Below are 15190 nucleotides of genomic sequence, written 5' to 3'. Positions count from 1 at the left end.
AGTTAATACCTTTCGGGAATTATCTGTTCCTGAATAACTGCAAGCTTAAGTATTTTTGTTTTTCCAAGCTCAGGCATATCAATGTGAACCAAATATATGCCGCTTGCAGCCTGGAAATTATTTTCATTTAAGAGATCCCAGGTGGCAAACTGCCCCTGCGACTCCTTATGGATTGTTCTTACCAGCTGTCCTGCCAGGTTGAAGATTCTGATTGTTGCCTTCTGAGGCAGGTGGCTGAAAGTTACAAATCTCTCGTAGCGGTTTAATTCCTGTGAGTTGACGCCGTAATAGGGGTTAGGAAAAACATTTATCCTGTCCACGTCAGCTTTAGCCGACTGGCCGTCAAACACAGGCGCTATGGACTTAAATGTAAATTTATCATCCGGTGAAAAAAGATGATTTACAAGTAATATCATCTCATCATCGCCTGTCCAGGCCTTTGAATATCTTCTGTTTACAGTAGCATGAATAAGTACAGGCATATTGCCGGAATGAATGTCGCCCGACAATGCAGCCTCAGGAGTTTCACTGTAGTCAGTATCAAAAATAAAGAACCATTCCCTCGGGCTGTTTACGCTTATGTTGTCCTTAACGGATACGGGAGGCCAGTATAGGCCATTCACCAGCCCCTCAGCAGCATTGTTTTCAAGGTAGCCGACCGCAAGCCTCCTCGGATTATAAACATCTTCAATATCGTAGGCTGCAAACGGGAAGTTCTTCTTAAAATCCTGGAATGCAAAACCCGGAGCCTTATTGATTATAAATTCGGCAAACTCATTTTTTGCAGGGGCAAGGTCAGAGCCCATGAGGTATCTGTATGCGTATGAAACATCGGGATCATTTGAGCTGACGTTTCCGTTTGTGTCAGCCGCGGCAAATTTAATCAGAATATTTTTCATTCTGTCATAACCCGCTGATGATCCGAGCCACGTTTTACCCGCACCAATAGCTCCCCCAAACCCTTCAAGGTTTAAGCCCAGGCTGAGATTCTGAACAAATAAGCGTTCACCTGCACGGATTACCCATCCCATGCCTGATTTGCCGTTATAAAGGTAAGGAAGATCCCGTTTCATTCCGCTATCCGGGCCAATCACCTTAAAGAGAATACCATCGGCTATCGGGTATCCCTCTTTTTCTGCAAGAGCTGTCTGGTTACTGAGCAAAACTTTATTCTTTGTAGTATTGGTAACCTTCCACAAGGTTTTGCCGTTTAATGTATCGAATTCTACCATGTACTCATCACCTGTAAGGAGTTCCGGCTCAACTACAAGCGGAAGTACCTCTCCGTCACTTTTTCCTGAGACGTGACTTACACTGAGCGTATCGCCGATAGAAGCTGAATAAAGAACTCCCGGGTCATTGCTGTGGGGAGCTGCTTCCACATATGAAGGAGCAGTCTCAATATTTGCGGGATCGAGGCTCGGGCTAAAGGTATATGCCGTAACGGCGAAGTAATATTTTTTACCATTTATAAGAGGAAGCTTTGTATATGCGTCTTCAGTAATCCTTAAGTATCTCTGTATGCCTGAGTCCTTACCGAACTGCTGTGCCAGGCGCTCGACGGCGCCGGTTTCCCGGTTTATCACTTCGCCGTAAATTATTTTCACGCTGTCTATAATGTCGAAGACGGCAATTCTTTTCCCCTCGGTTATCTTTGCGCCGGCATACGGTAGCTGATAGACATTATATCCCTGGAACTTGTGGGTAAGAAAATCGAACGATTCTATTTTACTTACAGAAGCCTGGTCACTTCCCCAGTTAAGCACAATTTCCTTGTCGTACTCGCCCGCAGTAAGAGCAGGTGAACTAAGTATACGTACGCCTGATCTGCTTTCCTTAAAAAACTCCCGGGCAAAGCCTGCATAGTTTTTAAGAAGTGTTACCGCCTGAAGATAGTTTACTCCGGGATCCGCGCCGGCGGCAATTTCAGCAAAGACCACTTCCTGCGTATCGCCGGGAGCCATTGTAAAGGGGCCTGAATTTACGCCAATGCGGCGGTCTGCAGCATCCTCAAGCATTCCGTCCAGATATCCGGTTTTTGCAACAGGATCTCCTGAAAGCGGGAACCTGGTCTCCCCTCCTCCCAATTCTGCCGGGACAGGATAGTAGCGGCCGTTCATGGTTTTCCCCTGCATATAGTTGTACAGCCTTAAAGTGCCGTCACTATAATTGTCCCCCAGACTAATGTCCCCTTCGAACTCTGTTGAATTTTTAAATATATAGCCGATTGAGGTCATGGGAAGATTTTTCATTCCGGGAATCTTCCTGTTATTCAGGTATGCCGTATCCATGGCCGAGCTTTTTACAGCGGGTCCCTGCATTAATGCAAAGCCGACGGCAGGCGGAGTTTCGGCGTAATAGTTGTCTTTACTGATGGAATTATATATATATCCCAGATTTAAAAGCGTATCGCAGCCGGCAAAGTCATCGGATGCATTTCCAATATCCATATCGCCCCATGTCATTGTATACATGCTGTCAATTGGTGTAGTGCTTTTATTTATGATTTTATATTTTTTGAAGATCATATTTTTCAGAGAACCCGGGTTCCTGAAAGCATATACCGTGCACTGCATTTCAATTCCGATAGGATTTGAACCGATGAAGTTCCGGGAAGTAGTCTGGTCCAGGTCGTTGGCAACGAACCAGATGGTCTCGTCGGCACCCGGTTCACCCGGGATATCTACGGAAGGGTTATACTGCCCGTCGTGATCCACGTCTTCATAAGGAGCCCCGTCAATAGCCGGCCATTCCTTCCAGTCCTTATCGTAGCGGTCCCTGATCTCGCTTTGAGTTCCTTCATTATCGCTTATTTCAGAGGAGAGGTCTGCCGTCTTATAGTCTCTTCTTACTCTATACATCCGGGCTTTTGAAGGGTCCCCGGGAGTTCCGCCCGGGAGGATCTTCCCCGGCTTCAGTCCTGAGATGTATGAGCTTCCATTAGCCCTGACCTCCCCGTTGATCTTCCCTGCCCAGAGGAAGCCCGATTCATAGACAGCCGCCTTACCGCTTCCTTTGGGATAAACGAAGCCTGAATTGCCCAAGAGGTTAATATCCGCCTGGCCGTCGGCATAAATTAAGGTGGAGATATTATTGACGTTCATATATGTGTGGGGCCACGTACCGGGATCCGCAGTTTTGTTCAGTTTTTTCCCACCGCCTTCAGCATACATGAGTGTGGATAATAAGATAAGAACGATCAGGCTGCCGTTTAGCTTATTAGGGGAGAAGTTCATTCCATGCCTCTGTTGAGTTAACGAATTTCAGGGGCAAGATAAAACATTTTATTTTAAAACGAAATCTGTTTATGGGGAATTAATAATTAAGGATCCGGGACTATAATCAAAGATTCTTCACGGATAGTCTGGGGCTAAAGCCGAATTTTTCTGCTCCGTTTCCCACGGCCTAAAAGGCCGCGGCTAGTCAGGAGTTAATACGTAATCTTAAGCGTCATGTAACTGCCGTGCCTTTTTATGTCGGTTACGGAGATGCCGGTTTTCTGCGGGGACTCATCTTTATTGCCCCCGTAGTAGCCGCCCCACGATTTTGTGGAAGGGCGCGTATCGTCTGTAAACTCGTCGCTTCTGTGGCCTTTTATCTTCTCGTCCGTAAAGAAGTCGCTCCTCATGCTCTGCAGGCGCGGAAAGCGCGAGGGGTCCTTAGGATACCAGCCCCAGGTCATTCCTTTGGTTGAGACCTCCCATTCCGAGCGGCCCCCGTCGGGCAAATATTCATAGACCCAGTGGTTACCGCCAATATTTTTCTGTTTCCCGTCGTCCAGGTAATCAAAGTCGTCACCCATCATGCCGTTCCAGTTTTTGGGGCGTTTATAATCGTCCCTCGGATAGTTGTCATCGGGCACGGGGTCGCCATTAAAGCCGTTATAAGGCACAGCCGCTTCAAGATCTATCAGATTATCGCCAAAGACGTTAATGTTATCCTTAGTCTCCTTGATGTGCCATATTAGTATTCCCTTGTTATAGCCCTCTTTGGGGTACTCATCGTAATTTGCAAAGTTTTTATCGAACTCCGTTGCGTTGTGAAATTCTATGAGGAAATATTCATCCTTTCCTCCCATGAAGTTTTCCCTTATCATCACTTTTGCTATTCTTCTATAGCCGCCGGTGATCTGTTGGGAAGTAAGGGGGTAGTTAACGTCTGAGAGTTTTATCTCGTCATAATTTTTATAATTGTTCTTGTTTATCACTATTATTTCCTCAGGCTTTATCCAGCCGAGATAGATCAGGTCATGCGATATTATTGGCGGCAGGCCGTAGAGTGAATGCTGGGATGGGATTGATGCGTTATGATACATCATGTCATATCCCCATAGTATATTATAGTGCCCCTCCCCTGCCTCAACGTCGTATCCCCTGTCGGGAAAACCGGTAAAGCCTTTGGGTGAGCCGTGGAGCCTTCCTATTATGTGCATTCTTTCATGAGCTATTGAGCCCAGGTCGCGCTGTATGCTGATAGGCCCGTCGTAAAGCACCATGCCCTTTTTGTTTTTAAGCTTTACATCCCAGCTTACAGTTCCGCCGTGCTGTGTGTTAAATTCATTTTTATTGATGCCCGTAAATACCATGTGAATTGCCTGAACGCCCTTGAAGATGTTGGGGTTCTCTGCATAAATTTTTTCTGCGGCCTCGCTTGCCATTTCATTCCAGAATACCCAGATGACGTCATCGGCCTCTTTATGCTTTTTTATCCACGAGGCAAGAGGGCTTTTTGTAGTGTAAGCCTTTCCGTCCTTCTGTTTCAGGAAATTAAAGTCGACTTTATACATTCCCCCCGAATGAGAATTAAAATAGTGGTTAAGGGCGGGCTTATGCCATTCATCGGCAGATATGGAGCCTCCTTTGGATTTTACGTAATCATTCAGCAGCCTTCCGTCGGGGAAAGAGCCCAGAAGAGGAAACTGATCATTTGACTTAATCCTGGGGTATGAGTTATCGCGGTCGGGAAAGCTGACCACAATAACGAGCTCTTTATAGTTACCCGCAAGCTTAAGGCTGTTAACCTGTGCAGGGGGAGCATTAAGCTCCCTGCGGTTCACCTCAGTTGTACAGTCTCCCGTAAAAAAAAGTAATGGAAGAAGAATTATCAGTAAGCGGATCATATTAAACTCTCATTTTGTGACAGAACACATTTTTAGACCCTGAACTTATGTAGGTAATTACGCAAATCGCGAAGTAAAAGGAAAGTCCTTATACGGGACTTAAGTTTTTCCCTTGGGAGTTAAGCGCGCTTTAGCTATTTTTAGTTTTTTAATCAGGGCAGTAATCTTAGCAGTATGTTTAGAATAGTTGTTGATGAAAATATATCTTTTGCAGAGGAAGCTTTCTCTTCGCTTGGCGAAGTGAGGCTTCTGCACGGAAGGAAAATTGACAGGAGCGCCTTAAAAGACGCTGATGTACTGGTAATAAGGTCCATTACAAATGTCAATGAAGGGCTCTTAAAGGACACTCCGGTTAAGTTTGTCGGTACGGCTACAATCGGGACCGATCACGTGGATTTGGATTACCTGAGGGAAAAAGGCATTGCTTTTTCAAGCGCCAAAGGGTGCAATGCCGATGCCGTGGCAGAATATGTTTTTACGGCACTGTTAACCATCGCAAAGGAAAAAGATATTGTCTTAAGGGATAAAACCCTGGGCGTTATAGGCGTGGGCAACATCGGAAGCCGGGTTGTGCGATACGGCAAGGCGCTCGGAATGAATGTACTGATGAACGACCCTCCTCTTAAGCGCCGGAGCATGAGCGGTGAGTTTATTTCACTTGAAGAGGCGCTTAAAGCCGATATTGTAACTTTTCACGTTCCTCTTAATATGGAAGGCGAAGATAAAACATACCACATGTTAAATGAGGAGAATCTTAAGCTCATAAAGCCCGGGGCCATACTTATTAACGCTTCACGCGGACAGGTAATTGACAATAAGGCACTTTTGGAGTTCCTGGATTTACGCAAAGATTTAAGTGTTGTGCTCGACGTCTGGGAGCATGAGCCTTCAATAAATTCCGGACTGCTGGAGAAGACTTCACTTGCATCGCCCCACATTGCAGGCTACTCGCTTGAAGGGAAAGTTAACGGCACTGTTATCATAAGGGATGCCCTCTGCAGTTTCTTAAAATGCAATGAGAGCTACAAGCCTGTTTTTCCTGAAACAGAAGATGCTGTTATTGACGCAGATGGAAGTCTATCCATTGAAAGCATCCTTTTTAATGTCTTTACAAAAGTGTATAATATACGGGAAGATAACCGCAATATGAGGCGCATCCCGGAACTTTTGCCTGAAGAAAAGGGGTTCTATTTCGATGAACTCAGAAAGCATTACAGGCTCAGGCGCGAGTTCAGCAATTACTCTGTAAAATTAAATCCTTATAACAAGGCATTTGCGGAAGTCTTAAAAACATTCAGGTTCAGCGTAAGTTTATGAAACAAAAGAGTCCGGGCGGCATAATTCAGCTTTTCCATGGGAAAGCTGCAGCTAAGAAGATTAGGGCGGCACTCTGCCTTATGCTCATCTTTGCCCTGCCTTTTAACCTGTTTTTAAGCAGCCGGTTCTCATTTACACCGAGGGAAAATACAAACGTCCCGCAGCAGCTTAATACTTTTATCTCATCGGGCGACCTGCCTTATGCGGGAGAGGTATTTACACGAAGCCTCGACAAGACGGTAAAAACCGGGACTTTCAGCGGCGTTATATCCTCTTTCAACAACTGCAGGCAGGTAAAATTCCGCTACTTTATCACAATTTCCCCGGGAAACCTGTCCAAAGAGGTAAGGACAAAGACTTTCCTGACCTCTCACTTTGCTACGGACACATAGATATAAAACACCCAAACCGGATTTAAATAATTAAGAAATGATTTAACAATTATTTTAATGGGAGTTTTATATGAAAGCTCAGCAGGATGAGTCCGTAAAAAGCGGAAAATCGACTGATGTAGGGTTTTATATGCTCGCCGGACTACTTGGAGTAAGCTTTCTTCTTATAGTCGGCTACATAATTTACGCCTTATTGTTCTAAGTTACACAAAAGCAGGCATTTGAATTATCAGATGCCTGCTTTTTTATTTTAAATAATTACACGAACAGCCACTGGATTATTATGAAGACCGGCAGAAGCACTATAATTGAAAACTTAAAAATGTAGCTGAAGAAGTCGGGCATTTTAATGTTGTTTTCCTCTGCAACCGATTTAACCATAAAGTTGGGGCCGTTTCCTATATAGGTCAGGCTTCCGAAGAAGACCGCGCCGATGCATATAGCCCTCAAGAGGGCAGATGGAATTCCCGCAATTTCGGGGATTTGCCCGAGTCCCAGAGCCAAAGAATGAAAAGTAACTGCCGTCGGGGTATTATCCAGCACGCTGCTTAGAGCCCCGGAGGCGTAGTAGAAATGCATGGGGGCATTTACACCCAGGTGCTTTGCATTTTCCTGCAGGTAGAGAAGGCATGGTACCATTGTTATAAATATGCCCAGGAATAAATAGGCCACCTCCTTAATCGGTTCCCACGTAAAGTTGTTGGATACTCTTATAAGGCGCGGGGTAAAAAGAAGTGAAAGGAGCACCATAAGAAGTATTGCAGCTTCCCTTAAGAACCTTAAATGGGCGTGTGTATTAATGAGCCCAATATACTGCTCGTTAATAAAGGCAACGGCCAGCACCACACCCAGAAGCCAGATAAAGTTGAGCTTCCCCTGGATTTTGATCGGTCTTATGTTCGTCCTGTCGAGCTTAACCCGTTCCGGCTTTTCTTTCTTATGGTAGTAAGAATCCACAAAATAGTAGATAATTAAAAGAAGGATGTTGGTAACGAGCCATTCCGGGAAAAGTGTAAAGAACCAGGAGAAGGAAGCTCCCCTTAAGTACATCATAAATAAGGGAGGATCGCCAAGGGGGGTAAGAAGCCCGCCGCAGTTGGCAACAATGCCTATAAAAAACAAAATAGTATGTACTTTATACTCCCTTTCCTTATTGGTCTGAATTACAGGGCGTATCAGGAGCATTGCAGCGCCCGTAGTACCCATAAATGAGGCCAGGACGGCGCCAATTGCAAGAAAGAGTGTATTTATGCCGGGCTTTGCCTCAATATCCCCTGTCAGGTAAATTCCCCCTGTAATTGCAAAAAGGGAGCCCAGGAGAATAATAAAGGGCACATAGTCAAAAATTATCGTCTCAAGAAGTTTTACATAAGCCCCCGCCCCGATGAGATAAACCACAATGGGGAGGCTTAATATTAAAGCAATAATAAGCTTATTCCTGTTTTTCTCCCAGAAATGGTTCATAAAAAGGGGAAATAGGGCAATTGAAGCCAGCATAAGGACAAAAGGAAGAAGGCTTATCAGAGGCACCTGCAGTTCGGCTGTTTCCATAAAATATCCCGGAATCCTAAATTTTGTTAAAGATCATGGAAAAACTAAGAAATAAATACTAATTAGAAAACAGGAACTTTATTAATTCCGGGCTTTAAAACATTAACGGACCGATTTATTAAATTGATATTCACGGCATTACTGGATATATTATTTTTTATGAATTTACGATTTTTAGTTAAAATTCTAATTATTCTTGCTGCAGTTAATACGGATATCTTTGCACAGAACGAGCCGGCTTTTCAGATTGCACGCGTCAAGTATAATGGCGGGGGCGACTGGTACAACGACCCCTCGGAAGAGGTAAATCTGCTTAAGTATGTCAGCGAGCATACGAACATAAAAGTTAAGGCAGATTATGTTTTTGTGGATCTGAACAGCGATGATATTTTTTCATATCCTTTCCTTTATCTGACCGGGCATGGAAATATTGTCCTTTCCGATAACGAGGTTACAAGGCTGAGAACTTATCTTGAAAACGGCGGTTTTTTGTACGTGGATGACGATTACGGGCTGGATAAGGCTTTCAGAAGAGAGATAAAAAGGGTTTTCCCCGATAAGAATCTGGTGGAACTACCCTTCAGCTACGGGCTTTACCACTGTTTTTACGATTTCCCGGCAGGAGTTCCGAAAACCCATGAGCACGACGGGAAAGCCCCGCAGGGTTTTGGAATCTTTCTTAACGAGCGCCTGGCTGTTTATTATACATATGAAAGCAACCCCTCGGACGGCTGGGCCGACCCCGAAGTGCATAACGATCCCCCGGCAAAGAGGGATGAAGCATTACGCTTCGGCACGAACCTGGTGGTCTGGGCACTTTCACACTAATTTTTTGTGTCTGGTTTCCGGAAAAGTGATGATTTGTCCCTGCTGAGATAGATTATTCATGCGGATATTTTGATTGTTACGACTTTTTATTTTGAACTGAACTATGAATTCATATTACAAAGAAATATTAAATAGATTTGACAAGCTTTCGAAACGGGAATACGCCAATTTAAGCCTTGCCGGGCTGGCATTTACGCTGATTATTGCGGTTTCCCTGTATCTGATATTGTCAATTCTTGAAGCGGCGGGAAACTTTTCCTCTGCCGTAAGAACGGCATTCTTCCTCATATTCCTTATAGCTTCAATAGGATCGTTCGGATATCTTTTTCTTTACCCGTTTTCTAAATACCTTAACATTTTCAGCCGTCCGGATTATAATGAAACGGCGCGCAAGGTTGGAAACTTCTTCCCTTCAATTAAGGATGAGCTTCTTAACGCCATGCAGCTCATACAGGTTAAGGAAAACGGCGGCGGAAGGTATTACTCGCAGAACCTTGCCGACGCAGCTTTTCAGCAGGTATATCTTAAAACCAAATCGGTTAATTTCAACGAAGCCGTCAGCTTTACAAAGGCAAGAAAGATGTTCCGCTATCTATCAGCTGCAGTGCTTGCTGCGGCAATTCTATTCACGACATTTTCATCACTCAGGGCTGCCTCATACAGGCTTATAAATTTCGGAAGTGAATTTATTCCGCCGGCAAAGTTTACTTTTGACGTTAAGCCCGGGGACTCCGAGGTAACAAAGGGAGAAGACGTTAAGATAAGAATTAAGGTTTTCGGTCCCAAACCAAAGGATGTAACGCTTGCAGTTAAGTACGTTGAACAGGCCGAGTTTGAAGAAAAAGAGCTGCATGCCGATTCATCGGGAAATTATTACTTTGAAATTCCAGCCGTCAGAAGCTCCTTTGCATATTTCGTTTCTGCCGAAGACGTTCAAAGCAGGCAGTTTAATATTACTGTAGTCGATAAGCCTATTATAAGGTCGATGGACGTCACCGTGACGCCTCCTTCTTACTCCGGAGGGCAGACGGTTGAGCAGAAGGATAACGGCAACGTAACATCTTTAATGGGAAGCCAGATCAAGTTCGACATTCTTTCAACCAAGGATCTTAAAAAGGCAAAGCTTGTCTTTACGGATTCCACCGAGGCTCCCCTTTCAGTAAACGGACGCAACGCATTCGGTTATTACAGAATAAAGAAGGATGTCAGTTATTCCATACAGCTTACAGACCTTGACGGGCATAATAACGACAACCCGATAAGCTTTTCAATTAAGGCGCTTACGGATAATTATCCCGCTATAGAATTTATTACGCCAAATAAAGACGTTACACTTAATGAAGACGACCGCGTGCCGCTTTTAATAAGAATAAGCGACGACTTCGGCTTCACGAGGCTCGTTATACACTACCGCCTGAGCGCATCCAAGGTTCAGAAACCTACGGATGTATTTTCAAACGTTGATATTCCGATACAAAGAGGCCAGAAAGAGCAGGACGTAAATTACGTCTGGAACCTCTCCCCATTAAAGCTTAAAGCACAGGACGTGGTAACGTATTATATTGAAGTTTATGACAATGACAACGTAAGCGGACCCAAGTCTTCCAAGACCGGGCTCTTTAACGTAAGGGTGCCTTCACTTGACGAACTCTTCAAGCAGGCGGACAACACACAGGAGTCGGCGGAAAAAAGATTAAATGAAACCCTCACCGATGCCCAGAAGCTGAAGGAAAACCTGGAGAAGATGAGCCAGGACTTAAAGCAGGACAAGAAGGACATCTCATGGCAGGAGAAGGAAAGGGTTGAAAAGGCGCTTCAGAAATTTGACGAGCTGGAGCACAAGGTTGACGACATAAGAAAAGACCTGGCAAAAATGCAGAACGACATGCAGCAGAACAACCTCCTTTCCAAGGAGACCCTGCAGAAATACATGGAGCTGCAGGACCTTTTTCAGCGCCTGAGCAGTGACGAGATGAAAAAAGCGATGGAAAAACTTCAGCAGGCCTTGCAGCAGATGAACCGTGATAATGTTCAGGCGAATATGGAGCAGATGAAGTTTGACGAGGACATGTTCAAGAAAAGCCTTGAAAGGACCCTTAAGCTCTTAAAGAGGACCCAGGTTGAACAGAAGATGGATGAGATATTAAAAAGGACTGAAGATCTGACCAAGCAGGCCGAGGACCTGAAGCAGGAAACACAGAAGAGCAATCTTAATGATAATAATCAGAAGCAGGATCTGGCAAACAAGCAGAAGGATGAAACAGAAGACCTGAAGGACCTTGAGAAAAAGATGGATGAGCTGCAGAAGAAGATGCAGGAATTTGAAGATATGCCGAAGGATAAGATGCAGCAGGCGCAGCAGGAATTTGACAAGCAGCAGAATGAACAGCTCTCGCAGGAGGCTTCAGAGAACCTGCAGAAGGGGCAGAAGCAGCAGGCACAGCAGAAGCAGCAGCAGCTTTCGCAGAACATGCAGCAGATGAAGCAGCGCATGCAGCAGATGCAGAAGCAGATGCAGCAGCAGAATCAGCGTCAGGCATTTAATGAGATGAGGAAAATTCTGGATAACCTCCTTACTCTTTCAAAAGAGCAGGAGCAATTAAAAAATCAGACTCAGAGGATGGATCCGAACAGCCAGCAATTAAATGAAAGTGCAAAGCGCCAGATGAATCTTCAGAGCGGGATGGACAAGATAATGAGTCAGATCGGGAAGCTTTCGCAGAAGACATTTGCCCTGTCACCCGAGATGGGTCAGGCCCTTGGGAAAGCTCAGCAGGGAATGCAGCAGTCGTTAAGGGATCTACAGATGCGAAACGGCAGTTCGGCCTCAGAGAAGCAGCGCGGCACGATGAGCGCGCTTAATGAATCGGCTGAAATCTTAAAGAAGTCGATGGAGAACATGTTAAACGGCCAGGGGCAGGGTTCAGGCATGATGTCTATGATGCAGCAGCTTCAGCAGATGTCGCAGAAGCAGATGAACCTGAACAACATGACGCAGCAGATGAGTCAGGGCGGGCTTTCGCTTCAGCAGCAGGCTATGATGCAGCGTCTTGCGCAGCAGCAGGATATGATAAGGAAGTCGCTTGAGGAATTAAACCGTGAAAGCAAGATGTCGGGTCAGTCGAAGAAGCTTCCATCAAACATGGATAATGTTCTAAAGGACATGCAGGAAGTTGTTTCCGACATGAAGACGCAGAAGTTAAATGACGAAGTAATACAGAAGCAGGAAAGGATATTATCCAAGCTATTGGATGCGCAGAGGTCGATTAACGACCGCGACTTTGAAAAAGAAAGGGAGTCTAATTCCGGCAAAGAAATAGCGCATCAGTCGGCAGCGGAATTGAACCTGCAGAAATCGAGGAACCGCCTGAAAGACGAACTGATGAGAGCAGTCCAGGAAGGATATTCCAAGGATTACGAAAGTCTGATCAGAAAGTATTACGAAGCTTTGCAGAAAGACGGGAACAGGTAAAGTTTAGCAGATTAGTTTTTAAGATGAGCCCTTCTTTTGAAGGGCTTTTTTATTGGATGAAGTCCAATTATTCAGAGCATCGGAGATGTGAATTGTTTGTAGCAGAGAATGATCCCCACCCCTTTTCAGAGCTCCGGAGGAGTCGGCTGCGGCCGATCTGTAGAAAAGCGACGTTCAAAAAATATAATTCAGAGCTCCGGAGGAGTGAATTGTCTGTAGAAATAAATGGTCTCAAAAATAATTCAGAGCCCTGGAAGGGCGACATATGGACCGGTATGCATAGATAATTATCTTACCCAAATAATTCCCCTTTTACGTGTCGCCACCTGCGGGGCTCCGGGGTGTTGTGGGGGATTCGGTTCCCGGGGTTCCGGCGTCCGCCGCCGCGGACTTGTCACCCGGGGCTACAAACAAGTCGTCCTCCAGGGAGGACTCTATGAATATTACTGTTCCAAATCAAATTAATAGCTTCTTGATTTCTTCTGAAGGATGGGAATAGTCCCGGCCGTATTTGTATGGCGTGTTATTTATTCTATGCGAAATCTCATAGAGGTCCATTTCCGGATCAGCTGAAAGGAAAGTTTTGGCAATGAAAACCATGTCGTTCATGGATCCCAGGACTGACCGGCTGATGGTTTTGCTTATAGTGATATTGCTAGTGTATTTAAGAATCATATTCAGGAAATCATCGTATCCCTCATGTTTCATTGCTTCCGAGAGGGCAATGACTGCGGCCTGAACAAGCCTATAGGGATTATTTATTCCCTTCCCGGGGAGAATGACAGAATAGAGGGAATGAGCGTTTGTGAAGATAATATACTGTGTTCTGTTCCATGTAAACAGATTGCCGTACCATTCATCAAGGGGAGATTCCGCGCTCACGGTTTCATCGGGAAGGGGCATTTCCTTCAGCTTTTGGGCGAGTTTGTTTGTAATTCTTAAGAGCATTATGTTTCCCTCTTAACGTTTCCATATAAGGCAGCAATTTTAGGTGTAAAAATAGTGCAATCATGGAATTAAAAAAATAGCGATGCATAATTCCTGAAGCTGTTATATCCAGATGCCGCGGTCAGCGGCTTTAAAGCAAAAACAATTTGTAAATGGGTTGATGCCAAAAGATTCAGTCGGGATGGGGAGATTAACAAAAAAGGCTGCCCCGAATTGCTTTCAGGACAGCCTTTTTTGGTTTTGTTCAATGTCAGTTGAGATTAATGCTTCTTCGGAGTTCCCTTTTCAGGTCGCTTGCCGGCGGTGTTCCGTAGTGGAACCCGTTTTCATCTTCATACCCTTTCGGCGCAGTTACCATCTCAATTACTACCCATAATACAAATACGGCCAGGTACAGGAATATGTACAACATGCTCCCCTCCCTTACTTTGTTTTATTATCGTTCTCCGGCGGGATCCACTCTTTATTTAATAATAAAATTTTCCTGGAAAAAGGAAAGGGGAAAAATCACAGCGGAAAAATATTGTTTTTTATGTGCGGGATGATTTAACGAAGGGCGCACCGCCGTGCGCCCCTACCGAAATGGTAAATTATGACTGCTTTTTGTGGCGCTCGGATATCAGTTTGTAGACGCGCGCGGAGATCTCTTTCATCTTGGGTCCTGCCTCGTCTTCTGTAAGCGGCATGAAGCACGAAATTATGTATCTTATCTTTCCATCATCAACAATGCCCACATCGTTTGTCCAGTAGCTGAACCAGCCGGTCTTGTTGTAATACATTACGTTCGGCGGCAATCCCGCGAAGAGTTTGGACTTATCCAGCTGACGCCCTAAGAATGTCTTAAGCTGCATGCTCACCCAGGGATTAATCATATCATTGGTGTAGATCCTGTACATAAAATCGGCCCCGTGGAGTGCACATGTCATTGTGCTGCGCACGGTATCGTAGCCCGGGTCCTCAAATTTCCTTTTTAAGAACTTGCGTGTTACTTCGCTTCCCTGCCAGCCATAGCGGTGCATCATATCGTTGATAGCGGGACGGCCTGCAATATCAATCATGCAGTTGGCGGCCGAGTTGTCGCTTCTTGTGATCATAAGATCCAGAAGGTAATTGATTGTCAGGGTGTCGCCTTCTTTTATAACCGGACGCGGATCTTTAAGCTCGGTCCTGCTGTCTACATCATTGGGAGCCTTGACAACGTAGGGTTCGAGCAGTGAATGCTTCCCTTCGCTTACCTGCGCAAGCACCTGTGCCGCCACATACATCTTATAAACGCTGGCAGGATAAATAAAGTTATCCATGTTCACACCACCGATCACGGGTTTGGGACCGTTGAGGTCTATTACGGCAAATGAGATCTGTTCCAGGCCATCCTCACCAACGTTAAAATCCTTATTCAGGCCGAGTGAGTTCACTATTTCCTGAAGCGATTTTGAAAGATCTTTATCCAATGTGTAGTAGGCCGGTATATTCTGTCCGTAGGCCTGGTGGAAGAAAAGGAATAAAACGAACAAAAAGGCTTTTTTCATGCCTGCTCCTCAATTTTTCAAATAATTTTATAAA

Annotated in this window: 10 protein-coding genes; 4 read left to right on the top strand and 6 right to left on the bottom strand. The window is 45.0% G+C overall.

The features are described 5' to 3' along the window. Positions 1-2: 2 nt before the first annotated feature. Complete coding sequence (locus HF312_08030; protein MCU7520155.1) at positions 3-3236, bottom strand: T9SS type A sorting domain-containing protein; 3234 nt, start codon at positions 3234-3236, stop codon at positions 3-5. 194 nt (positions 3237-3430) lie between these two features. After that, positions 3431-5119: a hypothetical protein gene (locus HF312_08025; GenBank protein MCU7520154.1), complete on the bottom strand. Its 1689-nt coding sequence runs from the start codon at positions 5117-5119 to the stop codon at positions 3431-3433. A 174-nt stretch (positions 5120-5293) separates the two neighbouring features. Here HF312_08025 and HF312_08020 point away from each other — a divergent pair, with 174 nt between their 5' ends. Then, entirely contained in the window at positions 5294-6436 is a 1143-nt protein-coding gene (locus HF312_08020; GenBank protein ID MCU7520153.1) for a 4-phosphoerythronate dehydrogenase, read from the top strand. Continuing rightward, positions 6433-6828, top strand: a complete 396-nt coding sequence (locus tag HF312_08015; GenBank protein ID MCU7520152.1) for a hypothetical protein — start codon at positions 6433-6435, stop codon at positions 6826-6828. Before HF312_08020 ends, HF312_08015 begins: the two co-directional genes overlap by 4 nt. Positions 6829-7086: 258 nt before the next feature. Here the strand turns inward: HF312_08015 and HF312_08010 are convergent, their stop codons facing one another. Then, positions 7087-8379: a sodium:proton antiporter gene (locus HF312_08010; protein MCU7520151.1), complete on the bottom strand. Its 1293-nt coding sequence runs from the start codon at positions 8377-8379 to the stop codon at positions 7087-7089. A gap of 159 nt (positions 8380-8538) precedes the next feature. Here HF312_08010 and HF312_08005 point away from each other — a divergent pair, with 159 nt between their 5' ends. Together HF312_08005 and HF312_08000 are read left to right on the top strand one after the other, a co-directional pair. Further along, positions 8539-9207 carry a DUF4159 domain-containing protein gene (locus HF312_08005; GenBank protein MCU7520150.1) on the top strand — a complete coding sequence of 223 codons (669 nt, stop codon included), beginning with the start codon at positions 8539-8541 and terminating at the stop codon, positions 9205-9207. 103 nt (positions 9208-9310) lie between these two features. Further along, the gene (locus HF312_08000) at positions 9311-12679 is read left to right on the top strand and encodes a hypothetical protein (GenBank protein MCU7520149.1); all 3369 of its coding nucleotides are present in this window, start codon (positions 9311-9313) and stop codon (positions 12677-12679) included. Positions 12680-13135: 456 nt separating this feature from the next. On the opposite strand, the gene HF312_07995 is transcribed toward HF312_08000, so the two are convergent. The 3 genes from HF312_07995 to HF312_07985 form a co-directional block, all read right to left on the bottom strand. Continuing rightward, positions 13136-13627 carry a hypothetical protein gene (locus HF312_07995; GenBank protein ID MCU7520148.1) on the bottom strand — a complete coding sequence of 164 codons (492 nt, stop codon included), beginning with the start codon at positions 13625-13627 and terminating at the stop codon, positions 13136-13138. Between the two features lie 250 nt (positions 13628-13877). After that, positions 13878-14039 carry a hypothetical protein gene (locus HF312_07990; protein MCU7520147.1) on the bottom strand — a complete coding sequence of 54 codons (162 nt, stop codon included), beginning with the start codon at positions 14037-14039 and terminating at the stop codon, positions 13878-13880. Positions 14040-14217: 178 nt separating this feature from the next. Continuing rightward, positions 14218-15156 (bottom strand): serine hydrolase, encoded by a 939-nt coding sequence (locus tag HF312_07985; protein ID MCU7520146.1) that lies wholly within the window; start codon positions 15154-15156, stop codon positions 14218-14220. Positions 15157-15190 lie beyond the last annotated feature (34 nt).

It is taken from the genome of Ignavibacteria bacterium (genome assembly GCA_025612375.1).
In the GTDB taxonomy this organism is placed as follows: domain Bacteria; phylum Bacteroidota; class Ignavibacteria; order Ignavibacteriales; family SURF-24; genus JAAXKN01.
This window is presented reverse-complemented; position numbering and strand designations above follow the sequence as displayed.

What these genes read in the sequence shown, in the direction of transcription:
- HF312_07995 (MCU7520148.1), bottom strand. Translation starts at nt 13,627, where the DNA reads ATGCTCTTAAGAATTACAAACAAACTCGCCCAAAAGCTGAAGGAAATG.
- HF312_08000 (MCU7520149.1), top strand. Translation starts at nt 9,311, where the DNA reads ATGAATTCATATTACAAAGAAATATTAAATAGATTTGACAAGCTTTCG.
- HF312_07985 (MCU7520146.1), bottom strand. Translation starts at nt 15,156, where the DNA reads ATGAAAAAAGCCTTTTTGTTCGTTTTATTCCTTTTCTTCCACCAGGCC.
- HF312_07990 (MCU7520147.1), bottom strand. Translation starts at nt 14,039, where the DNA reads ATGTTGTACATATTCCTGTACCTGGCCGTATTTGTATTATGGGTAGTA.
- HF312_08025 (MCU7520154.1), bottom strand. Translation starts at nt 5,119, where the DNA reads ATGATCCGCTTACTGATAATTCTTCTTCCATTACTTTTTTTTACGGGA.
- HF312_08030 (MCU7520155.1), bottom strand. Translation starts at nt 3,236, where the DNA reads ATGAACTTCTCCCCTAATAAGCTAAACGGCAGCCTGATCGTTCTTATC.
- HF312_08010 (MCU7520151.1), bottom strand. Translation starts at nt 8,379, where the DNA reads ATGGAAACAGCCGAACTGCAGGTGCCTCTGATAAGCCTTCTTCCTTTT.
- HF312_08005 (MCU7520150.1), top strand. Translation starts at nt 8,539, where the DNA reads ATGAATTTACGATTTTTAGTTAAAATTCTAATTATTCTTGCTGCAGTT.
- HF312_08015 (MCU7520152.1), top strand. Translation starts at nt 6,433, where the DNA reads ATGAAACAAAAGAGTCCGGGCGGCATAATTCAGCTTTTCCATGGGAAA.
- HF312_08020 (MCU7520153.1), top strand. Translation starts at nt 5,294, where the DNA reads ATGTTTAGAATAGTTGTTGATGAAAATATATCTTTTGCAGAGGAAGCT.